A 24,431-nucleotide genomic window follows, 5' to 3' on the forward strand; every position below is an offset into this window, starting at 1 on the left:
CAGCGCGATCAGGCGCACTGGATGATGCGCGTCGTCTTGATCGAGCCGGTACAGGTGGCGCAATCGGTGACGGCGATGTCCGTGCCGCCCACGATATCCGCCTCGGCGAAGGCATTGGCGAACAGGTCGCCCGCCGGGTTGCCGTTGCCGGCCTGCTTGCGCCACTCGGCGGCGCGGCTGACGGACTTCGACGAATAGCCCATTTCATTGCTCATCCGAACACTCCCTTTGCACAGTTTCGTTGATGGAAAAACTGAACTTCCGTGGCGGTGCTGACAGAACGGCATGGCGAAGGGGCACACGATGCATCGACCATCGTTCCGACAACCCTCCCGATTCTTTTCATGTGAACACCAGGTTCACAAGAGGCCCTGCGCTATCGGCCACGCACGCATGTCGTTTCGAAGGAAACTTTTTTCAGCTGTCGTCGACGATTACACCGTTACGCACATATGCCAAAAAGTTATATGCGTAATCGGCAATTGGCGCCGAAGGCCTTTACATGATGCTCATGCACCGCACTGGATATGACGCGTGCGGGTATCGATGGATCCCGTACACATCAGGCAGTCGGTCACGACGATGTCGGTGCCACCGACGATATCGGCCTCGGCGAACTCGGAGGCGAACAGCGCTCCCGCCGGGCTTTCGGCAGAGGCATTCGAGCGCCAGAACGCAGCGCGAGCGGAAGACTGCGAAGCACGCATGGATTCAACGATCATCTGGATACTCCCCATTGCACAGTTTCATGGATGAAAGGACTGCGCCGGCGGAGCGGATGTCACATGCGTTGGAAAAGGCCACCCCTGCCTGGCCGAAGGATTTTTCGGCATCCGGGGAACGGCGGTGACGCGGATTCGGCAAGGGGTAACACCACCCTTGCACGTCGTCACGAACCTGTAGGAGCGCGCTTGCGCGCGATGGGTGCTTGCGGCAACTCCCATCGCGCGCAAGCACGCTCCTACAACAGCAGGGATCAGGCGGCGGCGCGCGGGGCCTTTTCGAGGATGCCGAGCATCGCACCGAGCTTCTCGCGCATCTCGCGACGGTCGACGATCACGTCGACCGCGCCGTGGTCCACGAGGAACTCCGAGCGCTGGAAGCCTTCCGGCAGCGTCTCGCGCACGGTCTGCTCGATGACGCGCGGACCGGCGAAGCCGATCAGGGCCTTCGGCTCGGCCACATTGAGGTCACCCAGCATGCCCAGGCTGGCGGACACGCCACCCGTGGTCGGATGGGTGAGCACCGAGATGTACGGAACGCCGGCGTCGCGCATGCGAGCGAGCGCGGCGGAGGTCTTCGCCATCTGCATGAGGGAGAACAGGCCTTCCTGCATGCGGGCACCGCCGGTGGCGGAATAACAGACCAGCGCGGACTTCTCGGCCAGGGCCTTCTCGGCGGCGCGGGTGAACTTCTCACCCACCACCGAACCCATCGAGCCGCCCATGAAGGAGAACTCGAAGGCCACGGCCACCAGCGGACGCTCCAGCAGCGTGCCGGACATCGCGATCAGCGCGTCCTTCTCGCCCGTGGACTTCTGCGCCGCGGCGACGCGATCCTTGTACTTCTTCTGGTCCTTGAACTTGAGCGCGTCGACGGCTTCCAGCTTCGGCCACAGTTCGGTCGTGGAACCGGCGTCGAAGAAGGCGTTCAGGCGCGCACGCGCGGAGATCGCGTGGTGGTGGCCGCACTTGGGGCAGACCATGAGCGACTTCTCGAGCTCCGGCTTGTACAGCACGGTGCCACAGCCGGCGCACTTCTCCCACACACCCTCGGGCACCTTGCCCTTGCCGCCGGCCGCGCTCGGTGCGCGGGTCTTCGGCGTCATGATCTTTTGCAGCCAGTTCATCGTGTCTCTCCGAGTATCTGTACTAACGCGCCAACCGCTCAGCGCGCGTCGAGCGCGGCGCGGATTGGGGCGAGGAATTCCCTTGCCCTGCCGACGGCCTTGTCGGCCGAGGTCGCGTCCTTGAGACGATCGACCAGGGCGCTGCCAATGACCACGGCATCGGCGAATTCGCCGATGGCTTTCGCCGACGCCGCATCGCGAACACCGAAGCCGACGGCGACAGGCGCCTTCGACCGGGCACGGATGCTGGCCACCCGCTCCGCGATATCCCCGGTGCTGAGCTGGGCGGCACCGGTGATGCCATTGAACGACACATAGTACAGGAAGCCGGCGGCGGCCTCGCAGAGCTTGCCCAGGCGGCGCTCAGCCGTGGTCGGCGAGGCCAGCAGGATCTGGTCGAGACCGGCATCCTTCAGCGGGGCCAGGACGTGCGATTCCTCCAGCGGGCAATCCACCATCAGGACGCCATCGACGCCAGCTTCGGCCGCATCTTCGGCGAACGACGCGTAACCATACATTTCGACGGGATTGAGATAGCCCATCAGCACGATGGGTGTCTCGTTATCCGTCTCACGAAAGGCTGCGATCCAGGCGAGGACGTTGCCGAGCCCCACGCCCCTGGCGATGGCGCGTTCGGACGAATGCTGGATGACCGGACCATCAGCCATGGGGTCCGAGAACGGTACGCCCACCTCGATCAGGTCCACGCCGCTGGCCACCAGGCCATGCAACAGGGATACCACGTGTTCGTGCGACGGATCGCCCGCGGTGACAAAGGTGACCAGGCCGGTGCGACCGGCCTCCTTGAGTGCCGCGAAACGGCGTTCGATGCGGCTCATCAGAGTTCGATTCCTTCGCGGGCGGCGATGGTGTGCACGTCCTTGTCGCCACGACCGGACAGATTGGCGAGGACGATGGCATCCTTCGGCAGTTCGCGGGCCAGCTTCATCGCCTGGGCGATGGCGTGGCTGGATTCCAGCGCGGGAAGGATGCCTTCCGTGCGCGCCAGTAGGTGGAAGGCTTCCAGCGCTTCGTCGTCAGTGACGCCGACGTACTCCGCGCGACCGGCGTCCTTCAGGAAGGCATGCTCGGGGCCCACGCCCGGGTAGTCCAGGCCGGCCGACACCGAATGCGTCTCGATGATCTGACCGTTGGCGTCCGACAGCACGTAGGTACGGTTGCCGTGCAGCACGCCCGGCTTGCCGGCGGCCAGCGACGCGGCGTGGCGACCGGTCTCGATACCATCGCCCGCCGCCTCGGCGCCGACGATGCGGACATCGCGGTCGTTGAGGAAGGCATGGAACAGGCCGATGGCATTGGAGCCGCCACCCACGCAGGCCGTGATGACATCCGGCAGGCGGCCGAACTGCTCAAGCACCTGTGCGCGGGCCTCGCGACCCACGATGGCGTTGAAGTCGCGCACCATCTGCGGATACGGATGCGGACCGGCGACGGTGCCGATGATGTAGAAGGTGTCCGCGACGTTGGTGACCCAGTCGCGCATCGCCTCGTTCAGGGCGTCCTTGAGCGTCTTCGAGCCGGAGGTGACCGGTACCACTTCGGCGCCCAGCAGGCGCATGCGGTAGACGTTGATCTTCTGGCGCTCGATATCGGTGGCGCCCATGTAGACCACGCATTTCAGGCCGAGGCGCGCAGCGACCGTGGCGCTGGCCACGCCATGCTGGCCCGCACCGGTCTCGGCGATGATGCGCGGCTTGCCCATGTGCCGTGCGACCAGCGCCTGGCCCACGGTGTTGTTGATCTTGTGCGCGCCCGTGTGGTTCAGGTCTTCGCGCTTGAGCACGATGCGCGCGCCGCCCACATGCTTCGACAGGCGCTCGGCGTGGTACACGGGACTCGGACGGCCCACGTAGTACTTCAGGTCACGGTCCAGCTCGGCGATGAAGGCAGGATCGTTGCGCAGCTTCTCGTAGGCGGCGGTGAGTTCGGCGAGCGGCTCCATGAGCGTCTCGGCCACATAGATGCCGCCGAAGTCGCCGAAGCGCCCATGGGCGTCGGGATAGGCGTGGAAATCCGCGATCTCGGTCATTGCCTTTGGTCTACCTTCTGGTTGCCGCGTCAGGCGCTGGGGACGGCGCGTACGGCGGAGATGAACCGTTCCATCTTAGCCCCATCCTTGATCCCCGGCGATGCCTCGATACCGCTGGAAACGTCCACGCCCCAGGGCCGGGCGATGCGAATGGCCTCGCCCACGTTCTCCGCAGTGAGCCCTCCGGCGAGGACGAGCGGTTGAGCCAGGTCCTTCGGCATCAGCGACCAGTCGAAACGCTGGCCGCTGCCGCCCAGCTCGCCCAGGCCGTGACCGTCGAGCAGGAGGCCGACAGCGCGTGGATACGCGCGCAGGCGCGGTAGCGCGGACGCCCCCTCCCCCATCGCCACCGCCTTCAGGTAGCGCACGCCGAAGGAGGCGCAGAAGTCGTCGGTCTCCTCGCCGTGGAACTGGAGGAGATCCGGACGCAACACCCGCAGGATCTCGTCGATGTAGGCGCGGTCGTCGTCCATCACCAGCGCCACGGTGGTGACGAAGGGCGGCACGACGTCGCGCAGGGTCGCCGCGGCGACCGGATCGACGAAGCGCTTGCTGCGCCGGGTCATCACGAAGCCCACCGCGTCGGCACCGAGGCGCGCGGCGCGCTGCACGTCGTCGATGCGGGTAAGGCCGCAGCACTTGATCCGGGTCATAGGGTGACTTCCGATGGCAGCCCCCAATGGGCCTCGTACTTCGGACCGAGGAAGGTCAGGCCTTCCGCCGGTGCGGTGGCGCCGGCCACGTCGCGATCGAGGCCTGCGAGCAGTTCGGCCATCCAACCGATGTCCTGCTCGCCACGTCCGATGGGAATGAGCGAGCCGACGATGTTGCGGACCATGTGATGCAAAAACGCGTTGGCTTCAATCTCCACCACCACATGAATGTCGTCACGGAACACGCGAATGGAGCGCACGTTCCGGCGCGCATGTGCCGCCTGGCAGGCGATCGCGCGGAAGGCGGAAAAATCGTGTTCGCCAATCAAGGCCTGCGCTGCTTCGTGCATGCGGTCGGCGTCCAGCGGCTTGCGCTCCCAGGCAACGAAGCGCGCGTCGAGTGCCGGGCGCACGTAACGCGGCAGCAGGCGGTAGCGGTACTGGCGTGCACGCGCGGAAAAGCGCGCGTGGAAATCGTCAGCGACCGGCTGTGCCCAGGTCACCGCAACGGTACGCGGCAGGTTGGAGCACGCCCCGAGCACCCAGCCGCGCATGTCGCGCACGATGTCGGTGTCGAAGTGCACCACCTGGCAGCGACCATGCACACCTGCATCGGTGCGACCCGCGGCCGTCACCTCGATCGGCGTATCCGCGACCTTGGTGAGCGCGTTCTCAAGGGCACCCTGCACGGTCTTCGCGTGACTGAGCCGCTGCCAGCCGAGGAAGTCGGTGCCGTCGTATTCGACGCCAAGTGCGATGCGCATGGGGTTATTCAGTGAATCGGGAAACGGTAAAGGGTACCACTCCCCCCGTAGGAGCGCGCTTGCGCGCGATGGGGGTCACCGCAGCCCCCATCGCGCGCAAGCGCGCTCCTACAAGGAGATCCGGTCAGCCGCCGGAGCCGCCACCGCCGTGGATGCCACCCTTGGTCAGGGCGGCGGGGTCGAGCAGCTTGGCCAGCTCGGCCTTCGACAGGCCGGTGGTCTCCAGGGCGACGTCCAGGATGGGACGCTTTTCCTTGTAGGCCTGCTTGGCCGTCGCCGCGCCCTTCTCGTAGCCGATGACCGGATTCAGGGCCGTGACCAGGATCGGATTCTTGTCGAGCGCCTCGCGCACGTGGTCCTCGTTCACCTTGAACCCGGCGATGGCCTTGTCGGCCAGCAGCACGCACACGTTGGCGAGGATCTCGATCGACTGCAGCACGTTATAGGCGATCACCGGCAGCATGACGTTGAGCTGGAAATTGCCGGATTGGCCGCCGATGGCGATCGTCGCGTCGTTGCCGATCACCTGCGCGGCCACCATCGTCGCCGCCTCCGGAATCACCGGATTGACCTTGCCCGGCATGATGGACGATCCTGGCTGCAACGCCGGCAGCTCGATTTCGCCCAGGCCGGCCAGCGGACCCGAATTCATCCAGCGCAGGTCGTTGGCGATCTTCATGATCGCTACCGCGAGGCCGCGCAATTGGCCGGAAAGCTCCACCGGAGCGTCCTGGGCCGCCATGCCCGAGAAATAGTTGTCCGAGGACTCGAACTTCACGCCGGTGAGCTTGGCGAGCTCGACTGCCACGGCCGGACCGAACTTCGGGTCGGCGTTGATACCGGTGCCGACGGCACTGCCACCCTGCGGCAGGCGACGCATGCGCTTGAGGGTGTCGCCGATGCGCTCTTCGGCGTCGCCGATCTGCGCGGACCAGCCGGACAGCTCCTGGCCAAAGGTGATCGGCATGGCGTCCATGAGATGGGTGCGCCCGGTCTTGACCACCTTCTTCAGCTCCTTGGCGCGGATGTCGATGGTCTTGCGAAGGTGCTTGAGCGCCGGCAGCAGCTTCTCGCTGGTGGCGAGCGTGGCGCTGACCAGGATCGCGGTGGGAATGACGTCGTTGGAACTTTGCCCGGCGTTGACGTGGTCGTTCGGATGCACCTTGGCGCCGGCCGCCTCGGCGAGGTGGGCGATGACCTCGTTGGCATTCATGTTGGAGCTGGTGCCCGAACCCGTCTGGAAGACGTCGATGGGGAAATGCTCGTCGACCTCCCCCGCCGCCACTTTCGCCGCCGCCTCGCGGATCGCCTTGGCGGCGCCCTTGTCGAGATGACCCAGCTTCACATTGGCTTCGGCGGCCGCCGACTTGATGAGACCCAGCGCACGGATGAACTCGCGCGGCATGGTCAGGCCGGAGATGGGGAAGTTGTCCACCGCCCGCTGCGTCTGGGCGCCGTAAAGGGCCTTGGCGGGTACCTTCAACTCGCCCATGCTGTCGCGTTCGGTGCGGAACTTGCTCATCGGGGAACTCCGGTTGGGGGGATTTCCCTAAGGTAAGGCCTGCCCAAGCGCTTTGACAGGAGGCGCCGGAAAAAAGCAAAAAGCCCGCGATCGCTCGCGGGCTTTTTGTTGAAGCGTTGCTTCCGGCCGGATTATTCGGCAGCGGCGGCGGTAGCAGCGGCCTTCTTGGCGGCCTTGGCGGCAGCGGCGGCGGCCACGTCTTCCTTGATGCGGGCGGCCTTGCCTTCCAGACCACGCAGGTAGTACAGCTTCGCGCCGCGAACCTTACCCTTACGCTTGACCTCGACCGAGTCAATGGCGCGGCTGTGGGACTGGAACACGCGCTCGACGCCGGTGCCGTGCGAGATCTTGCGCACGGTAAAGGCGGAGTGCAGACCGCGGCTACGCTTGGCGATGACGATACCTTCGAACGCCTGGACGCGCTCGCGGTTACCTTCCTTCACCTTCACGTTCACGACCACGGTGTCGCCAGGGCCGAAATCCGGCAGCTGGCGGGTGATCTGCTCGGCTTCGAACTGTTGGAGGAGTTTGTTCATGGCGCACCTGTCAATTTGTGTTGCGGCGGTCGTTGCCAGCCGCTCCGTTTGGCCGTGCATATTCACGGCGGAATTCATCCAGCAATGCCCGCGATTCATCATCGAGTGCACGCTGCGTTAGCAAGTCCGGCCGGCGTAGCCAGGTTCGACCTAGCGACTGCTTGCGACGCCAGCGGCGAATCGCCGCGTGGTCACCGGAAAGCAGCACCTCCGGCACGCCGCCCCACGCATCGTGATGCACAGGACGGGTGTAATGCGGGCAATCCAGAAGGCCGTCCGAGAACGAGTCCTGCTGGGCGGATTGCGCGTCGTTCAACGCGCCTTCCTGTAGACGACCCACCGCATCGATGACCACCGCTGCGCCAAGTTCCCCGCCAGACAGCACATAATCGCCGATTGAAAGCTCTTCGTCGACCTCGTGCTCGATCAGGCGTTCGTCCACACCCTCGTAACGTCCGCAGATGAGGGCGATTCGCGGCATGTTTGCCAGCGCTTCCACCCGTTTCTGCGTCAGCCGCGCACCTTGCGGGCTGAGGTAAATCACATGCACCGGCTCCGGTGCCGCTTCACGAATCGCCGCAAGCGCCGCCCGAAGCGGTTCGATCAGCATCACCATGCCCGGTCCACCGCCGAAGGGGCGGCCGTCCACAGTGCGGTAATTGTCGGTGGCAAAGTCACGCGGGTTCCAGGTTTCCACCTGGAGCAGCTCACGCTGCTGCGCCCTTCCCACCACCCCGATCCCGGCCGACTGACGGACGAAATCAGGAAACAGCGAAACCACATCGATACGCATGATCTTCAGTAGCCGCCGCTCAGAACTCGGGATCCCAGTCCACTACGATGCGCCTGGCGTCGAAATCGACCGATTGCACGTAAGGGCCCTGGACGAACGGAACCAATCGCTCCTTTTCGCCGTCCTTCACCACCATGACGTCGTTGGCGCCGGTGGAAAAAAGATGGCTCACCCGACCGAGGTTGACGTTTTCCGTGGTCACCACCTCGAGGTCCTCGAGGTCTGTCCAGTAGAACTCGCCCGGTGCGGGCGGCGGCAGCACGTCGCGCGAGACCGTGATCTCGCAACCGACCAGCGCAGCCGCCTGGTCGCGATCCTCGATGCCCGGCAGGGAGGCGACGATGCCCTTGCCCTGCGCGTGCCCGCGGATTCCGCTCATCTCCCGTTCCATACCCGGCGCGGTGAGCAGCCAGGGCTGGTAACGGAAGATCTGGATGCGGGGCTCGGTCCAGCTTTCGAGCTTGACCTGCCCCTGCACGCCATGGAGCCCGACAATGCGTCCAACGCGGACGCGCTTGACGGACCCTGTCGACATCAAGCAGCCAGCTTGCCGGCTTCCTTCACGAGGGCGCGGACCTTATCGGTCAGCTGCGCACCCTTGGCGACCCAGGCCTGGACCTTGGCGACGTCCAGCTCGAGGCGCTTGTCGGCGCCCGAAGCGACCGGGTTGTAGTAACCGACGCGCTCGATGTTGCGACCGTCGCGCGGGGCGCGCTGGTCGGTCACGACGACGTGATAAAACGGACGGCCCTTGGCGCCACCGCGCGAAAGACGAATCTTAACCATAAGTTACGAGCTCCAGAGTGCCGGATATCGGCAAGGCGCGCGCGAGAAGCGGGCGCGGTAAAGCGGTGAATTTTAGGGCCCCTGACATAGGGCGTCAAGGGGTCGAAACCTTCGGATTGGTGACTTAAGGGTCGGGAGTTAAAAGCAAATCCGCCAGCGGACGCCCCGACTCCCTCACAACCACCCTTCTCCAGCCGAATGGGACCGTCGCGCTCAGCGCGGCGGCATCATCCCGCCCATGCCGCCCATGCCCTTCATGGCGCCACGCATCTGGCGCAGAAGGCCCTTGCTGCCGCCCTTGGACAGCTTGGACATCATCTTTTCCATCTGCATGTACTGCTTGAGCAGACGGTTCACGTCGGCCGGCTGGGTGCCGGAACCACGGGCCACACGGGCCTTGCGCGAGCCGTTCAGGAGATCCGGGTGGCGGCGCTCCTTCTTGGTCATCGAACCGATGATGGCGACCATCTTCTTCAGCTCGCCGTCGTTGACCTTGGACTTCACGCTGTCGGGAATGCTCGACATACCGGGCAGCTTGTCCATGAGACCAGCCAGGCCGCCCATGTTGTTCATCTGCTCGAGCTGGTCACGCATATCGTTGAGATCGAAGCGCTTGCCCTTGATGACCTTTTCGGCCAGCTTCTGGGCTTTTTCCTGGTCGACCTTGCGCTCGACTTCCTCGACCAGCGACAGCACGTCGCCCATGCCGAGGATGCGCTGGGCGACGCGATCCGGATGGAACGGCTCCAGGGCGTCGGACTTCTCGCCGGCGCCGAGGAACTTGATCGGGCGACCGGTGACGTAGCACACCGACAGGGCGGCACCGCCACGGGCGTCGCCGTCGGTCTTGGTCAGCACGACACCGGTGAGCGGCAGCGCGTCGGAGAACGCCTTGGCGACGTTCGCGGCGTCCTGGCCGGTCATCGAGTCGACAACGAACAGGGTTTCGATCGGGTCGATCGCGCCGTGCAGGGCCTTGATCTCCTGCATCATCGCTTCGTCGACGTGCAGGCGGCCGGCGGTATCCACCAGCAGCACGTCGATCACCTCGCGGCGAGCGGCGGCCACGGCGGCCTTGGCGATCTCGACGGGATCCTGCCCGGCTTCGGACGGGAAGAACGACACCTCGACCTGCGAGGCCAGGGTGCGCAGCTGCTCGATGGCGGCGGGACGGTAGACGTCGCAGCTCACCACCATCACACGCTTCTTCTTACGCTCCTTGAGGAAGCGGGTGAGCTTACCGACCGTGGTGGTCTTGCCCGCGCCCTGGAGGCCGGCCATGAGGACGACGGCGGGCGGCTGGGCGGCGAGATTCAGTTCGCTGTTGGCCGCACCCATGACGGCGGTGAGCTCGTCGCTAACGACCTTCACCAGCGCCTGGCCCGGCGACAGGCTCTTCAGGACTTCCTGGCCGACGGCGCGCACCTTCACGCGCTCGACCAGCGCCTTGACCACCGGCAGGGCCACGTCCGCCTCGAGCAGGGCGATACGCACCTCGCGCAGGGTTTCGCGGATGTTTTCCTCGGTCAGCCGACCGCGACCACGCAGGCGGTTGACGGTATCGGAGAGGCGTTGGCTGAGGGATTCAAACATGGCGACCAGGCAATAGGCTGCGAAAACGCCCGATTATAACTGTAGGAGCGCGCTTGCGCGCGATTTGGGGCGGAGCGATGCGTCGGCCGCTGGCGCGGGCTGCGAAGTGGCCGGCGCATCGCTCCGCCGCATCGCGCGCAAGCGCGCTCCTACAGAAACGGCGGCAATGCCACTGTGTCGCATTCACGATATCGGGCCGCTATGCCACACTGCGCGTCCATGACCGTTACCGCCCTCTCGCTGGCCGCCATCGTCCTCTACCTGTCCTCTGCGGGCGTACTCGCGCGGCCACTGGTTACCGGGGCGCAGCCGCTTGCCCGCGCGGGCATGACCCTGGCCGGACTGGCCGCGCTCGCCCACGCCGCCGTACTGCTCAGCACCCATCGCGGCACGCTCGACCTGCACTTCTTCGCCGCGCTCTCCCTGGTGGCCTGGATCGCCTCGGCCCTCACCCTCGTGGTGAACCTGTCGCGACCGGTGGCCGGCCTGGGCATCCTGGTCTTCCCCCTGTCCGCGGCCTTCGTCGCCATCGACAGCTTCCTCGCGCCACGCACGGCGCCGGAGGCAATGACCTGGCAGATCGAACTGCACGTCACCATCGCGGTGTTCGCCTTCGGCATCCTCTCCATCGCCGCGGCGCTGGCGATCCTGCTGGCGATTCAGGAGCGAGCACTGCGGCGTAGTCGCTTCGGCCACTGGCTACGCGCCCTGCCCCCGCTAACCCTCACCGAGGTGCTGCTGTTCCGCCTGATCGGCGTGGGCTTCATCCTGCTCACCCTCACCCTGGTCACCGGCGCCCTGTTCGTGGGCGACCTGTTCGGCCAGCACCTCGTGCACAAGACTGTGCTGTCGATCATCGCCTGGGTGGTCTTTGGCGTGCTGCTCTGGGGCCGCTGGCGTCACGGGTGGCGTGGCATCCGCGCGGTGTACCTGACTCTCGCCGGCATGGGCATCCTGCTGCTGGCGTTCTTCGGGACCAAGCTGGTGCTGGAGCTGATCCTGCATCGGACGCCGTAGCCATCGTGTGGGTCGCGCGCAGGGCGCGCTCCTACATGGCGAGCGAGAGATGTATGTAGGAGCGCGCCTTGCGCGCGACCGCCCTACTCCCGACTGGCGTCGATCGCCTGCGACAGGCGCTCCACGCCGATCACTTCCATCTCGCCTACACGCCCACGCTTCGGCGCATTGGCGGCCGGGACCACCGCGCGACGAAAACCGTGCGTCGCCGCCTCCTTCAGGCGCTCCTCGCCGTTGGGCACGGGACGGATCTCGCCAGACAGGCCGACCTCGCCGAAGGCGATGGTCTTCTCCGGTAGCGGACGGTAACGCAGACTCGACAGCACCGCCATCAGCACCGGCACGTCCGACGCGGTCTCCTGCACGCGAATGCCGCCCACGACGTTGACGAAGACGTCCTGATCGTACGCGGCGACGCCGCCATGGCGATGCAACACCGCCAGCAGCATCGCAAGGCGATTCTGTTCGAGACCCAGCACCACGCGGCGCGGGTTGCCCAGCGACGACTGATCGACCAGCGCCTGCACCTCGACAAGCAGTGGGCGAGTGCCCTCGCGCGTCACCATCACGGCACTGCCAGGCGTCGGCCCCGCATGCGCGGACAGGAAGATCGCCGACGGATTGGGGACTTCGCGCAGCCCCTTTTCCGACATGGCGAACACGCCAAGCTCGTTCACCGCGCCGAAGCGATTCTTGAAGGCGCGCAACACACGGAACCGGCTACCCGATTCGCCCTCGAAATACAGCACCGCGTCGACCATGTGCTCAAGGACGCGCGGACCGGCGATGCCACCCTCCTTCGTGACATGCCCGACCAGGAAAACCGACGTACCGGTCTCCTTCGCAAAGCGGGTGAGCTTGGCCGCGGACTCGCGCACCTGGCTCACCGACCCGGGCGCCGCCGTGAGCAGTTCGGTCCAGATGGTCTGGATGGAGTCGATGACAAGCACACGCGGCCGCGCGGAAGCGGCCTGCTCCAGGATGCGTTCGATGCAGGTTTCCGCCAGCGCATGCAGCGGACCGAGCGGCAGGTCGAGGCGCTGGGCACGGCCGGCGACCTGGGCGAGCGATTCCTCGCCGGTGACATAGAGACTGGGTAGCGTCACGCCCAGGGTGCCCAGCATCTGCAACAGCAGCGTCGACTTGCCGATACCCGGATCGCCACCGATCAGCACGACGGAGCCATCGACAAGGCCGCCACCCAGCACGCGGTCCAGTTCGCCGATGCCCGTATGCGTGCGCGCCTCGGCCGTCAGCAGGACTTCCGTGAGCGGCGTGATCTTCGGCGAGCCGGCCGCACCACCCGCGTAGCCGCCACGACGCGCACCAGTCGACGCCACGGCGGGACCCGCCGGCTTGACGACGAATTCGGACAGCACGTTCCATTCGCCGCATTCGGCGCACTGGCCCTGCCACTTACTGTGCTCGGCACCACACTGGGTGCAGACGTAGGCGGTCTTCGCCTTGGCCATCGGATGTTCCGCCACTAAATCGAAAGGAAGCTATATACCCCGCCCCTGTCGCAGGAAGCGATACACGGCCTCAGCTTTCGTCCTCGACGAAGAGTACGCGCCGCGTCATGCCGCAGGTCAGGTCATAGGAAATGGTACCTGCGGACGCCGCTACCGTCTCGACGGGCAAGCCCTCGCCCCACAACGTCACGCGATCGCCGATACGAGCCGCCGGCACGTTGCGCAGGTCGATGGTGATGAGGTCCATCGACACGCGGCCCACGATCGACGCCCGCAGCCCATTGACCAGCACCGGCGTGCCGATCGCGGCGCTGCGCGGGTAACCGTCGCCGTAACCGATCGCAGCCACGCCCACCGCCATGTCCTCGGGGCACTCGTAGGTGCCGTTGTAACCCACGCGCTCACCCTTCGCGAGACGATTGATCGCCACCAGGCGCGTGGACAGCGTCATCGCCGGACGAAAGCCGAAATCCGCACCGGATTGACCTTCCACCACGGAAAGCCCGTAGAGGATGCCGCCCGTACGCACCCAGTCACCGCGAGCATCCGGCCAGCCGAGCACGGCCGCGGAATTCGACAGCGCGCGCGGACCCGGCAGACCTTCCGTGACCTCGCGGAAGCGTGCGATCTGCAATGCGGTGTCTTCGTCCTGGAAGGCCTCCGACGACGCGAAATGCGTCATCAAGCCCACCTCGTCGTCGACGGCAGGCATGGCGCGCAGGGCCGCGTGCACGTCGTGCACGCGCGCGGGAGCGAAGCCAAGGCGGTGCATGCCGGTGTCGACCTTCACCCACACGCGCAACAGCCCACGCGCCGGGTCCGCCTTGGCCAGCCACGGCAATTGCTCGTCGTGATGAATCAGCGCTTCCAGGCGCAGGCGCTGCATTTCCGCGATATCGGACGGCGTGTCCGGACCGGACAGCACCACGATGTGCTGCCGATGTCCCGCCGCACGCAAGCGCAGGCCATCGGCGATGGCTGCCACCGCGAAGGCTTCCGCATCGGCATCCAGCGCCCGGGCGACGCGTTCGAGCCCATGTCCGTAGGCATCGGCCTTCACCACGGCCATCACCCGCGCGTCGCCCGCGAGCTTGCGCACCCGGGCAAGGTTGTGGCGCAGGGCGCCCATATGGATGGTGGCGACAGTGGTGCGGCTCATGGGCACAGGCGATATGGCGAACGACGACGCAGTCTAGCGGCAACCCCCGGGCCACCGCATGGCACGATTATGGCGACCGACGGACAGGGCCTATCGGGCGCCGCTATGCTTGCCCCATGACACGCGTCCTGTTCCTGTGCGGAAAGAACCGCTTGCGCAGCCCTACGGCCGAGCAGGTGTTTGCCTCGTGGCCCGGCGTCGAGACCGATTCCGCTGGCGTGAACCACGATGCGGATTGCCCCGTCGGCATGGATCAGGTCCGCTGGGCGGACCTGATCGTGGTCATGGAGAAAAGCCATCTTGCGAAACTACGCAAGGGATTTCGTGCGGGGCTCGGCAGGGCACGCCTGGTGTGCGTCGATATCCCGGACGACTACGACTACATGCAGCCCGAGTTGGTGGCGCTACTGGAGCAACGCGTAGGCCCTTACCTCGACCGGTAACCGCACGCGCAGGACCCGCTTACTCGAAGGTACCGACGTACGAATCCGGCGCCCAGTTCTCGAACTTCGTGTAGTGACCCAGGAAGGCCAGCTTCACGGTGTCCGTCGGGCCGTTACGCTGCTTGCCGATGATGATCTCGGCCAGGCCTTTGTCCGGGGATTCCTTGTTGTAGTACTCGTCGCGGTAGATGAACATGATGACGTCCGCGTCCTGCTCGATAGCGCCGGATTCGCGAAGGTCGGACATCATGGGGCGCTTGTCGGCACGCTGCTCCAGCGATCGGTTCAACTGCGACAGCGCGATCACCGGCACGTTCAGCTCCTTCGCCAGCGCCTTCAGACCACGCGAGATTTCCGAGATTTCCGTCGCACGGTTTTCGCTGTGCCCGGGTACCTGCATGAGCTGCAGGTAGTCGATCACGATCAGGCCAAGGCCATGCTCGCGCTGCAGGCGACGCGAACGCGAGCGCATTTCCACCGGCGACATCGCGGGCGTGTCGTCGATGAAGATCTTCGCGTCGGACAGCATGGTGATGGCGGACGTGACGCGCGGCCAATCCTCTTCGGCAAGGTCGCCGTTACGCAGATGCTGCGCGTGGATGCGGCCAAGGGAGGAAATCAGACGGAAGGCCAGCTGCGAGGCCGACATTTCCATCGAGAACACGGCTACGGCCTTCTTGCCGCGCATCGCGGCGGCCTCGGCCAGGTTCAGCGCGAACGCGGTCTTACCCATCGAGGGTCGCGCGGCGACGATGACCAGGTCGGAAGGCTGGAGGCCCGAGGTGAGTTCGTCGAGGTCGGTGAACCCCGTGGAGAGACCCGTGAGCTGGCCGCGCTTTTCGTAGCGCTCACTCAGCTGGCGGAAAGCCTCACCCACCGCCTCGCGCATGGAGACGATGTCCTTCTTGCCGCGCGCACCGGATTCCGTGATGCGGAACACGCGCTGCTCGGCCAGCTCCATTACTTCCTGGACGCTCTTGCCCTCGGGGCGGAAGCCATCCTCGGTGATGGACGTGCCGGCGTCGATCAGCATGCGCAGCACCGACTTCTCGCGAACGATATCGGCGTAAGCCGCGATGTTCGCCGCGCTGGGCGTCGAGTTGGCCAGTTCGATCAGGTAGGCCGCACCACCGACCATCTCGTCCATGTCGTTGGATGCGAACCACTCGCCGAGCGTGATGGCGTCGCAAGGCATGCCCTTGCCAGCCAGTTCGTTGATGGCGCGCCAGATGAGGCGATGGTCGCGACGGTAGAAGTCGTCGTCCGTCAGCTTGTCGGCGACCTTGTCCAGCGAATCCGGCGACAGCATGAGACCACCGAGCACGGCCTGCTCGGCCTCGATTGAATTGGGCGGTACGCGCAGCGCGTCGATCGGAGAAGGCTCACGGCGACGGCGGCGCTCGCCGCGCTCGCCCCGCTCACCGCGCTCGGGATTGAAGGACATGGATTACCTCGTTTGCTGCTGGCGCCGACCCGGGACAGGGTGGCGTGAGGACGATGATACGCGGGCTGGGGGTGAAGCGAAGCGCCGATGGGGCTTATTCACGAAAATCGGGAACCTGGGCGCTGGGTTCCTGTTTTCACAGGAACGACAAGCTAAAAGCCGCCGCACCCCACCTACCGTCGTTCCAGCGAACGCTGGAACCCAGCGCGGGGCGATCGGTTGTCGCGTCGAGGTCCCCTACGTAAAAGCCGATGCGACGCTCTCGCCTTACTGGCGAACCGGGGCGCTGGGTTCCTGTTTTCACAGGAACGACGAGCTAAAAGCCTTCGCGGCCTCCTGCGCACCAAAGAAAACGGGCGCCCCAGGGGGCGCCCGCTTCTGAATCAACGGTGGTGCGGAGCTTACGCGCCGACGACCTTGACCTTGACCGTCTGCTGCACGTCGGCGTGCAGGCTGACGACGACTTCGAACTCGCCGACATTACGGAACGGGCCTTCGCTCTGGATGACTTCGCTCTTGTCGACTTCCTGACCCTGCGCGGTGAGGGCTTCGGCGATGTCGCGGGGCGTGACCGAGCCGAACAGCTTGCCTTCCGGCGAGGCGTTCACGGCGATCGTCACTTCGACGCCTTCGAGCTTGGCGGCACGACCCTCGGCACCGGAGAGCTGCTCCTTGGCCTTGGCTTCGTACTCGGCGCGACGGGCTTCGAACGCGGCGATGTTCTGGGCGTTGGCGCGAGCGGCCTTGCCGGTCGGGAGGAGGTAGTTACGACCGTAACCCGGCTTGACGGTGACCTTGTCGCCGAGGTTGCCGAGGTTCTTTACCTTCTCGAGGAGAATGAGTTCCATGGGATATTCCTTCTTTCGTTAGCACGGGTGTGGCCCCGCGCAGCCAGGACGGTTGTCCGAAAATGCCTGAGGGATGCCCCCAACCTTGCGGAGGGGGCGTCCTGAATCAGACGTCGTGGTTGTCGGTGTACGGCAGCAGCGACAGGTAGCGGGCGCGCTTGATGGCGGTCGCCAGCTGACGCTGGTAGCGGGCCTTCGTACCCGTGATGCGGCTCGGGACGATCTTGCCGTTCTCGGTGATGTACTGGCGGAGGGTGTTGAGATCCTTGTAATCGATCTCTTTCACGCCTTCAGCGGTGAAACGGCAGAACTTGCGGCGACGGAAAAACTTGGACATGGCTTCAGATCCCCGGATTAGTCGTCGCTGTCGCGATCGTTGTCGTTGTCGCTATCGCGGCTCTCGTCGTCACGGCGACGCGAACCCTTCTGCTCGTCCTTTTCCTTGCTCTTGAGGATGAAGGACGGCTCGGTGTCGGCTTCGTCACGACGGATCGTCAGATGGCGCAGGACGGCGTCGTTGAAACGGAAACCCGTCTCGAGCTCGTTCAGGGCGTTCTGCGAAACCTCGATGTTCAGCATCACGTAGTGAGCCTTGGCGAGGTTGTCGATCGGGTAGGCCAGCTGGCGGCGGCCCCAATCTTCGAGACGGTGGATCTTGCCGTTGTCGCCTTCGATCAGCGTCTTGTAACGCTCGATCATGGCGGGCACCTGTTCGCTCTGGTCCGGGTGGACCAGGAACACGACTTCATAATGACGCATGGTGGCTCCTTGTGGATGCACCCCTTTCGGGGATGGCAGCCTCCCGGGGTTACCGGTGAGGCAAGAAACCCCTCCGGACGGAGAGGTAGCCGTGCATTGTAAGGAGAAACCAGAACTTAAGGCAAGCCCACGCTGTTGTAGGAGCGCGCTTGCGCGCGATGGGGGCTAGCGGCAGGCCGGATCGCGCGCAAGCGCGCTCCTACCAGGGCAGGCTCAGGCGACCGTGAACGACTCCCCGCAACCGCACTCGCCCGTGGCGTTGGGGTTGTGGAACACGAAGGAGGCGTTGAGGCCCTGGCGCTCGAAGTCGATGACCGTGCCGTCGACCAGAGGCAGGCTCTTGGGGTCGACGACCACGCGAATGCCGTCGAGGTCCATGACCTCGTCGTCGGCGGCGACGGCGCCGGCCAGGTCAACCACGTAGCCGAAGCCCGAGCAGCCCATCCGCTTCACCGAAAAACGGACGCCCACGGCGTCGGGCGACTTCGCGAGGAAGGCGCGCATGCGGTCGGAGGCGGCGGGGGTGATCTGGATGGTCATGAAAGCGTTTTCCGTGCGTGGTACATCGGCGAACGGTGCCGTTCAGCCGACCGTTACACTATCATGCCGGGTCGGCTCATATGCGCCTATGTGTGGCGCCTTTTCTGGAGTTTCAATCGATGACGGTGGTAAGCGTCAAGCAGGCCCTCGCCGGTGGCACGTCCGCGGCGGATCAGGAAGTCACGGTTCGCGGCTGGGTCCGTACCCTGCGCGAGTCCAAGGGCGGCCTGTCGTTCGTGAATGTGAGCGACGGCTCGTGTTTCGCCCCCATCCAGGTCGTCGCCACCGCCGATCTCTCCAATTATGAGACCGAGGTGAAGCACCTCTCGGCCGGCGCCGGCCTCATCGTCACCGGCAAGCTCGTCCCCTCGCAGGGCAAGGGCCAGGCCTTCGAGATCCAGGCCACGAAGATCGAAGTCACCGGCTTCGTCGAGAACCCGCTCACCTACCCCATCCAGCCCAAGCAGCACTCCATGGAGTTCCTGCGCGAGGTCGCCCACCTGCGTCCGCGCACCAACCTGTTCGGCGCCGTGACCCGCGTGCGCCACACGATGATGACGGCGATCCACCGCATCCTCACCGAGCAGGGCTTCTTCTGGATCAACACCCCGATCATCACCACGTCCGACGCCGAAGGCGCGGGCGACATGTTCCGCCTGTCCACGCTCGACCTGGCCAACCTGCCGCGCGACGACAAGGGCGGCATCGACTGGAAGAAGGACTTCTTCGGTCGCGAGGCTTTCCTCACCGTGTCCGGCCAGCTCAACGTCGAGGCCTACGCCTTGGCCATGAGCAAGGTGTACACGTTCGGGCCCACCTTCCGTGCCGAAAACTCGAACACCACGCGCCACCTGGCGGAGTTCTGGATGGTCGAGCCCGAGGTGGCCTTCGCCGACCTGAACGACAACGCCGATCTCGCCGAGCTGTTCCTGAAGGGCATTTTCAAGGCCATCCTCGACGAGCGCCCCGACGACATGGCGTTCTTCGACGAGCGTGTCATGCCGGGCACGATCAAGCGCCTGGAAGACTTCATCGCCAAGCCGTTCGAGCGCATCGATTACACCGACGCCGTCGAAATCCTCAAGAAGTCGGGCAAGAAGTTCGAGCACCCGGTCGCCTGGGGCATCGACCTGCAGACCGAGCACGAGCGCTACCTCGCCGAGGAACATATCGGCCGTCCTGTGGTCGTCATGAACTATCCCGAGGCGATCAAGGCGTTCTACATGCGCCTGAACGACGACGGCAAGACCGTGGCCGCCATGGACGTCCTGGCTCCGGGCATCGGCGAGATCATCGGTGGCGCGCAGCGCGAGGAGCGCCTCGACTACCTCGACCGCCGCATGGACCAGTTCCACCTCGACAAGGACACCTACAACTGGTATCGCGACCTGCGCCGCTACGGCACCGTGCCCCACGCCGGCTTCGGCCTGGGCTTCGAGCGCCTGCTGGTCTATGTCTGCGGCTTGGCCAACATCCGCGACGCCATCCCGTATCCCCGTGCGGCAGGGAGTGCCGAGTTTTAAAGCCCCTCAAGACGCCCATGCTCCCTTCCGCCCCCCGTATCGTCCTTCTCACCGCCGCCCTGGTTGTCCTGGGCGCGTGCCGCACGATCGTGCCGCCCAACTTCCGTCCGCCCGAGAATCCCAACGGCGGCATCACCACGGCGCGGAAGACGCTGGAAGACGCGTCGCCGTGCTGCGGCAGCTTCGCCGACCTGTCCTACCAGGACATGTTGCCGTGGCAGCCGCAGCGCTTTGAACTGAGCAAGGACAGCCCGGTCGCCAACCTCAACGGCGACCGCAGCTACTTCCTGGCCTTCCGGTTGCCGCAAGGCGCTCAACTGCCCTACACCATCGCGCTCAAGTCCGAACTCAACGGTCGCTGGCTGAGTTCCAGCTACCTGTTCGCGCCGACGATGGTGGTGCTCGACGACGCGTTCCAGCCGCTGCGCTCGGAAGACATCCAGCTCTGCGAATACATCGGCTGGACCAGCGAGACGACGGGCGCCTTCGGCAAGTTCAAGGTCGATGACGACAAGGCCCGCTACCTGGTGGTGTATTCCTCCGCCAAGCAGCAGCAGAGCCAGACCTACTGGGAGCAATCGCCCACCACCTTCTCGGCCGAGGCGCCCGTGAAGATGAACTCGGCGGGCAGCTTCAAGATTCCCCATGGCCCGGACGGCGTGCTGTTCGTGGGCATGCAGAACGACACCTACAAAAAAGCCATCAATAACGCGGTCTGCGCCAAGGCGCAGCAAGGCAATGGCGTCATCTCCACCCTTCGCGACGTCGTCACCACCGATCTCCTCGGCGACGACAAGAAGAAGAAAGAAAAAGGCGGCTGATCCAGCCATGCAGACCACGGTTATTTTCTATCTCCTGCTGCTGCTCGGCGCCATCGCGTTCTTCGTGCTGCACTTCATCGCGCAGTGGCGCTTCACCGCCGTGCTGCGCAAGCGCTATCCGGAGCACTGGAAGACCATCGTCGAAGCGGACACCGGTCGTCCGAACGGTATGGCCAACTGGCTGCGCGTCCGTCGCGTGCTGCGCTCGGATGCCCCCGCCCTGTTCGACGACGCGACGCTCACCCGCTGGCAGGGATGGTGGCAGCGCACCCCATGGCTGGCGTGGCCGTGCTGGTTCGCCGCGATGGCGCTACAGTGGTGGGCGATAAAACAGGGCTGACCCGCCCGCCACCGAGGGAGTTCGCATGGATCTTCGCCTCACCGGTCGTCACGCGCTGGTCTGCGGCGCATCGCAAGGGATCGGCCGCGCCACGGCTTTCGAGCTGGCCGAGCTGGGCGCCAGCGTCACCCTGCTCTCCCGTTCCGCCGAGGCCTTGAAGGCCCTCGCCACGGAGCTGCCCGCCACGCACGCGGGACAACGTCATCGCCACGTCGCCGTGGACATGCTCGACACCGACGCCCTCACCGCCGCCGTCACGGAGGTGGTGAAGGACAACGCGGTGCACATCGTCGTGAACAACAGCGGCGGACCGCCGGGAGGCCCGCTCTGGAGCGCGGAACCCGACACCTTCCTCACCGTGTTCCGGCAGCACCTCGTCTCCGCCCAGGTCATCACCCGCGCCTGCCTGCCAGGCATGCGCGACGCGCACTACGGTCGGGTACTCAACATCATCTCCACGTCGGTGAAGGAGCCCATCCCCAACCTGGGCGTCTCCAACACCATTCGCGCCGCGGTGGCCGGCTGGGCGAAAACCCTGTCCGGCGAAGTCGCGGCCGATGGCATCACCGTCAACAACGTGCTGCCCGGCTATACCCGCACCGATCGCCTCGAATCGCTGGTGGAAGCCAGCGTGAAGTCGGGACGTACGCGTGACGAGGTGGAACGCGGCCTGCTCGCCAGCGTGCCCGCGGCCCGCTTCGGCGATCCCGCCGAGGTCGCCGCGCTCGTCGCCTTTCTCGCGAGCCCGGCGGCCGGCTACATCAATGGCACCAGCATCGCCGTGGACGGCGGCCGCACGCGCAGCCTGAGCTGAAGGGAGATATGCCATGCTGATGCTCGCCAACCTCATCGACGGCCAGGCGCGCGCTCCTCGCGAAGGCCGATACCTCGACATCGTCGATCCATCCATCGGCCGCACCTTCGCCCGCTGCCCCGACTCGGACGCGACCGATGTCGCCGACGCGGTGGACGCCGCCACGAGGGCCGCACCCGGCTGGGCCGCCACGCCCGCCGAGACGCGCGCTCGCTGCCTGTATCGGCTGGCGGACCTCATCGAAACGCGCTTGGAGGCTTTCGCCGCCGCCGAATCGCAGGACAGCGGCAAACCGCTTGCCCTCGCCCGCTCGCTCGACATCCCGCGCGCCATCGCCAACCTGCGCTTCTTCGCCGCCGCCATCGGCCAGTGGCCCGGCGAATCCCATGCGATGGAACAAGGCGCCATCAACTACACGTTGCGCTTGCCGCTGGGCGTGGTGGGCTGCATCAGCCCCTGGAACCTGCCGCTTTATCTGTTCACCTGGAAGGTCGCGCCAGCGCTGGCCGCCGGCAATACCGTGGTCTCCAAGCCTTCCGAGATCACGCCGTATACCGCATGGCTGCTCGGCACCCTCGTCGCCGAGGCCGACTTTCCGCCAGGTGTGTTCAATATCGTGCACGGCACCGGCCCCGCCGTCGGCGAGGCAATCGTCATGCACGATACGGTGAAGGCGATTTCGTTCACGGGAAGCACGCGCACCGGCGTGGCCATCGCCAAGGCGGCGGCGCCAAAACTCAAGAAGGTGTCGCTGGAACTGGGAGGAAAGAATCCCACCATCGTCTTCGACGATGCCGACCTCTCCGATGCGTCGATGGCGACCATCGTCCGTTCAGGCTTCGCCAACCAGGGCGAGATCTGCCTGTGCGGATCGCGCCTTCTCGTGCAGCGCGGCATCTACGAGCGCTTCCGCGACGACTATCTGCGCCGCGTGCGTGCGCTTCGCGTCGGCGACCCGGCATCACCGAATAGCGATCTCGGCGCCCTCGTGTCCCGGGCGCATTTCGACAAGGTCATCGCCTGTATCGAACGCGCACGAGACGAAGGCGGTCGCATCCTCACCGGCGGCCAGCGCGCGACGGTCGAGGGTCGCTGCGCCGAGGGCTGGTTCGTGGAACCCACCGTTATCGAGGGCCTGCCGCCCGGGGCGGCGACGAACCAGGAGGAAATCTTCGGCCCCGTCGTCACGCTCATTCCGTTCGAAGACGAAGCCGAGGCGCTGGCAATCGCCAACGGTACGCCCTACGGTCTCTCCGCCTCGGTGTGGACACAGGACCTCTCGCGGGCGCATCGTGTAGCGGCCAGGCTCGATGTCGGCATCGTCTGGGTCAACTGCTGGATGCTTCGCGACCTGCGCACGCCGTTCGGAGGCAGCAAGCAGTCGGGCGTCGGCCGCGAAGGCGGTGTCGAAGCCCTTCGATTCTTCACAGAAGCCAGGAACGTCTGTATTTCCCATGGCCAATGACATCATCCGCGCCGATCGCGCGCCGGCTCCGGTCGGCGCCTATCCTCATGCCCGACGCGTCGGCGACCTGATCTTCCTTTCGGGCGTGGGGCCGCGCATGCCGGGCAACAATGGCATCCCGGGCAACGTGTCGGACGCGCACGGCCACCTGCTTTCCTACGATATCGAGGCGCAGTGCCGGCAGGTGTTCGCCAACGTGCGCGCCGTGCTGGAGGCCAGTGGCGCGCGCTGGGAAGATTTGGTCGACGTCACCGTGTTCCTCACCGACATGAAGCGCGATTTCGCGGTCTACAACCGGTTGTACGCGGAGGCATTCAAGGGCGTGGACGCGTGCCGGACCACCGTCGAGGTGAATGCGCTGCCGACGGAGATCGCCATCGAACTCAAGTGCATCGCGGCGATCTCTGCGTCGTAGGAGCGCGCTTGCGCGCGATCGCGCGCAAGCGCGCTCCTACACGAGGCATGTTTTCAGAAGTGCCTCGATCAACACCTGCACCCTCGCCGCCTTCTTTGGCAGATAGGCGAAGCTGTCCTCGTCCATGTAGTTGATCTGCGACAACTCCAACTGCACGGCGTCGACACCCTCTTCCGGCCGTCCGTAGTTGCGCGTGATGTAGCCACCCTTGAAGCGACCGTTCACCACCCACGAGTAATCGTTCTGCGCGCCCAGCAGCGCCGTGATGCGCTCCTGCAGGGCGGACGAGCAGCTTGCGCCATCGGCGGTGCCGAGGTTGAAGTCCGGCAGCCGGCCATCGAACAGCATGGGCACATGACTGCGGATGGAGTGGCCTTCCCACAGCACCACGCGACCATGCTTCTTGCGAAGCCGGCGAACCTCGTCGAGCAGCGCCGCGTGATATGGCTTCCACCACTGCTTGACGCGCTCGCCGACCTCGTCCGCCGTCGGCTCCGCGCCGGGGCGGTAGATGTCGTTGCCGTCGAACTGGATGGTCGGCACCAGGCCGGTTTCCTTGCGGCCCGGATAGAGCGCATGCCCGTCGGAAGGCCGGTTGAGGTCGATCACGTAGCGTGACGCCACCGGCACGAGGATGCTGGCGCCAAGGCCGCGCGCCACCTCGTAGAGTTCCTTCACGTGCCAGTCGGTGTCGGCCGAATGGCGCGCCGGGCGCTTCATGCGCGCCTCGATGTCCTTGGGAATGAAACTGCCGTTGTGCGGCAGGCTGACCAGGAGCGGCGCGGTGCCGCGATGAAGGGTATAGGAGTCCATGACCGCCATTTT

Annotated in this window: 29 protein-coding genes; 8 read left to right on the forward strand and 21 right to left on the reverse strand. The window is 65.5% G+C overall.

Going from position 1 to position 24,431, the window contains the following annotated elements:
- Positions 1–8: 8 nt before the first annotated feature.
- From GAK28_RS04360 to ffh, 13 genes are all read right to left on the reverse strand, one after another.
- On the reverse strand, positions 9–215 hold the full coding sequence (locus GAK28_RS04360) for a DUF6229 family protein (RefSeq protein WP_291775560.1): 207 nt from the start codon (positions 213–215) through the stop codon (positions 9–11).
- A gap of 294 nt (positions 216–509) precedes the next feature.
- Entirely contained in the window at positions 510–722 is a 213-nt protein-coding gene (locus tag GAK28_RS04365) for a DUF6229 family protein (RefSeq protein ID WP_291775561.1), read from the reverse strand.
- Positions 723–976: 254 nt separating this feature from the next.
- The gene (gene accD / locus GAK28_RS04370) at positions 977–1,849 is read right to left on the reverse strand and encodes an acetyl-CoA carboxylase, carboxyltransferase subunit beta (RefSeq protein ID WP_291775564.1); all 873 of its coding nucleotides are present in this window, start codon (positions 1,847–1,849) and stop codon (positions 977–979) included.
- Between the two features lie 38 nt (positions 1,850–1,887).
- Positions 1,888–2,688 carry a tryptophan synthase subunit alpha gene (gene trpA, locus GAK28_RS04375; RefSeq protein ID WP_291775567.1) on the reverse strand — a complete coding sequence of 267 codons (801 nt, stop codon included), beginning with the start codon at positions 2,686–2,688 and terminating at the stop codon, positions 1,888–1,890.
- Positions 2,688–3,899, reverse strand: coding sequence for a tryptophan synthase subunit beta (gene trpB / locus GAK28_RS04380; RefSeq protein ID WP_291775569.1), 1,212 nt, complete (start codon positions 3,897–3,899; stop codon positions 2,688–2,690). Before trpB ends, trpA begins: the two co-directional genes overlap by 1 nt.
- A 29-nt stretch (positions 3,900–3,928) precedes the next feature.
- Entirely contained in the window at positions 3,929–4,552 is a 624-nt protein-coding gene (locus GAK28_RS04385; protein WP_291775572.1) for a phosphoribosylanthranilate isomerase, read from the reverse strand.
- Positions 4,549–5,316 carry a tRNA pseudouridine(38-40) synthase TruA gene (gene truA / locus GAK28_RS04390; protein WP_291775574.1) on the reverse strand — a complete coding sequence of 256 codons (768 nt, stop codon included), beginning with the start codon at positions 5,314–5,316 and terminating at the stop codon, positions 4,549–4,551. The genes GAK28_RS04385 and truA overlap by 4 nt, the downstream gene beginning before the upstream one ends.
- A gap of 124 nt (positions 5,317–5,440) precedes the next feature.
- On the reverse strand, positions 5,441–6,838 hold the full coding sequence (locus GAK28_RS04395) for a class II fumarate hydratase (protein WP_291775577.1): 1,398 nt from the start codon (positions 6,836–6,838) through the stop codon (positions 5,441–5,443).
- 131 nt (positions 6,839–6,969) lie between these two features.
- Positions 6,970–7,374, reverse strand: a complete 405-nt coding sequence (gene rplS, locus GAK28_RS04400) for a 50S ribosomal protein L19 (protein ID WP_291775580.1) — start codon at positions 7,372–7,374, stop codon at positions 6,970–6,972.
- A 10-nt stretch (positions 7,375–7,384) separates the two neighbouring features.
- Positions 7,385–8,167 (reverse strand): tRNA (guanosine(37)-N1)-methyltransferase TrmD, encoded by a 783-nt coding sequence (gene trmD, locus GAK28_RS04405; protein WP_291775583.1) that lies wholly within the window; start codon positions 8,165–8,167, stop codon positions 7,385–7,387.
- Between the two features lie 19 nt (positions 8,168–8,186).
- Positions 8,187–8,702 (reverse strand): ribosome maturation factor RimM, encoded by a 516-nt coding sequence (gene rimM, locus GAK28_RS04410; RefSeq protein ID WP_291775587.1) that lies wholly within the window; start codon positions 8,700–8,702, stop codon positions 8,187–8,189.
- Positions 8,702–8,953: a 30S ribosomal protein S16 gene (rpsP, locus tag GAK28_RS04415; RefSeq protein WP_166699047.1), complete on the reverse strand. Its 252-nt coding sequence runs from the start codon at positions 8,951–8,953 to the stop codon at positions 8,702–8,704. The genes rimM and rpsP overlap by 1 nt, the downstream gene beginning before the upstream one ends.
- Positions 8,954–9,166: 213 nt before the next feature.
- Positions 9,167–10,546, reverse strand: coding sequence for a signal recognition particle protein (ffh, locus tag GAK28_RS04420; RefSeq protein ID WP_291775592.1), 1,380 nt, complete (start codon positions 10,544–10,546; stop codon positions 9,167–9,169).
- A gap of 219 nt (positions 10,547–10,765) precedes the next feature.
- Between ffh and ccsA the strand changes: the two genes are divergently transcribed.
- Positions 10,766–11,563: a cytochrome c biogenesis protein CcsA gene (ccsA, locus tag GAK28_RS04425; protein ID WP_291775595.1), complete on the forward strand. Its 798-nt coding sequence runs from the start codon at positions 10,766–10,768 to the stop codon at positions 11,561–11,563.
- 83 nt (positions 11,564–11,646) lie between these two features.
- Here the strand turns inward: ccsA and radA are convergent, their stop codons facing one another.
- Both radA and alr read right to left on the reverse strand, forming a co-directional pair.
- The gene (gene radA / locus GAK28_RS04430; protein ID WP_291775598.1) at positions 11,647–13,035 is read right to left on the reverse strand and encodes a DNA repair protein RadA; all 1,389 of its coding nucleotides are present in this window, start codon (positions 13,033–13,035) and stop codon (positions 11,647–11,649) included.
- A gap of 70 nt (positions 13,036–13,105) precedes the next feature.
- Complete coding sequence (gene alr / locus GAK28_RS04435) at positions 13,106–14,194, reverse strand: alanine racemase (protein ID WP_291775602.1); 1,089 nt, start codon at positions 14,192–14,194, stop codon at positions 13,106–13,108.
- Positions 14,195–14,310: 116 nt separating this feature from the next.
- On the opposite strand from alr, the gene GAK28_RS04440 reads away from it, so the two are divergent.
- On the forward strand, positions 14,311–14,637 hold the full coding sequence (locus tag GAK28_RS04440; protein WP_291775605.1) for a low molecular weight protein tyrosine phosphatase family protein: 327 nt from the start codon (positions 14,311–14,313) through the stop codon (positions 14,635–14,637).
- A 19-nt stretch (positions 14,638–14,656) separates the two neighbouring features.
- Here GAK28_RS04440 and GAK28_RS04445 read toward each other — a convergent pair whose 3' ends face one another.
- The 5 genes from GAK28_RS04445 to GAK28_RS04465 form a co-directional block, all read right to left on the reverse strand.
- Positions 14,657–16,081, reverse strand: coding sequence for a replicative DNA helicase (locus GAK28_RS04445; protein ID WP_291775608.1), 1,425 nt, complete (start codon positions 16,079–16,081; stop codon positions 14,657–14,659).
- Positions 16,082–16,482: 401 nt separating this feature from the next.
- Positions 16,483–16,929, reverse strand: coding sequence for a 50S ribosomal protein L9 (gene rplI, locus GAK28_RS04450; protein WP_291775610.1), 447 nt, complete (start codon positions 16,927–16,929; stop codon positions 16,483–16,485).
- Positions 16,930–17,035: 106 nt separating this feature from the next.
- The gene (gene rpsR, locus GAK28_RS04455) at positions 17,036–17,266 is read right to left on the reverse strand and encodes a 30S ribosomal protein S18 (protein ID WP_166946973.1); all 231 of its coding nucleotides are present in this window, start codon (positions 17,264–17,266) and stop codon (positions 17,036–17,038) included.
- A gap of 17 nt (positions 17,267–17,283) precedes the next feature.
- Positions 17,284–17,688, reverse strand: a complete 405-nt coding sequence (gene rpsF, locus GAK28_RS04460; RefSeq protein WP_291775616.1) for a 30S ribosomal protein S6 — start codon at positions 17,686–17,688, stop codon at positions 17,284–17,286.
- A gap of 213 nt (positions 17,689–17,901) precedes the next feature.
- Positions 17,902–18,228, reverse strand: a complete 327-nt coding sequence (locus GAK28_RS04465) for an iron-sulfur cluster assembly accessory protein (RefSeq protein ID WP_291775619.1) — start codon at positions 18,226–18,228, stop codon at positions 17,902–17,904.
- 119 nt (positions 18,229–18,347) lie between these two features.
- Between GAK28_RS04465 and asnS the strand changes: the two genes are divergently transcribed.
- Genes asnS through GAK28_RS04495 form a run of 6 tightly spaced genes read left to right on the forward strand, consistent with a single transcriptional unit; the run spans position 18,348 to position 23,606 of the window.
- Positions 18,348–19,751 (forward strand): asparagine--tRNA ligase, encoded by a 1,404-nt coding sequence (gene asnS / locus GAK28_RS04470; protein WP_291775622.1) that lies wholly within the window; start codon positions 18,348–18,350, stop codon positions 19,749–19,751.
- Positions 19,752–19,768: 17 nt separating this feature from the next.
- Positions 19,769–20,572, forward strand: a complete 804-nt coding sequence (locus GAK28_RS04475; protein WP_291775625.1) for a MalM family protein — start codon at positions 19,769–19,771, stop codon at positions 20,570–20,572.
- Positions 20,573–20,579: 7 nt separating this feature from the next.
- On the forward strand, positions 20,580–20,912 hold the full coding sequence (locus tag GAK28_RS04480) for a hypothetical protein (protein ID WP_291775628.1): 333 nt from the start codon (positions 20,580–20,582) through the stop codon (positions 20,910–20,912).
- A gap of 25 nt (positions 20,913–20,937) precedes the next feature.
- The gene (locus GAK28_RS04485; RefSeq protein ID WP_291775631.1) at positions 20,938–21,726 is read left to right on the forward strand and encodes an SDR family oxidoreductase; all 789 of its coding nucleotides are present in this window, start codon (positions 20,938–20,940) and stop codon (positions 21,724–21,726) included.
- A gap of 13 nt (positions 21,727–21,739) precedes the next feature.
- Entirely contained in the window at positions 21,740–23,191 is a 1,452-nt protein-coding gene (locus tag GAK28_RS04490; protein WP_291775635.1) for an aldehyde dehydrogenase, read from the forward strand.
- Entirely contained in the window at positions 23,181–23,606 is a 426-nt protein-coding gene (locus tag GAK28_RS04495) for a RidA family protein (protein WP_291775638.1), read from the forward strand. The genes GAK28_RS04490 and GAK28_RS04495 overlap by 11 nt, the downstream gene beginning before the upstream one ends.
- A gap of 36 nt (positions 23,607–23,642) precedes the next feature.
- Here the strand turns inward: GAK28_RS04495 and hutG are convergent, their stop codons facing one another.
- Positions 23,643–24,419 carry an N-formylglutamate deformylase gene (gene hutG / locus GAK28_RS04500; RefSeq protein ID WP_291775640.1) on the reverse strand — a complete coding sequence of 259 codons (777 nt, stop codon included), beginning with the start codon at positions 24,417–24,419 and terminating at the stop codon, positions 23,643–23,645.
- Between the last annotated feature and the right edge of the window lie 12 nt (positions 24,420–24,431).

Source organism: Luteibacter sp., assembly GCF_009912395.1.
Classification (GTDB): domain Bacteria; phylum Pseudomonadota; class Gammaproteobacteria; order Xanthomonadales; family Rhodanobacteraceae; genus Luteibacter.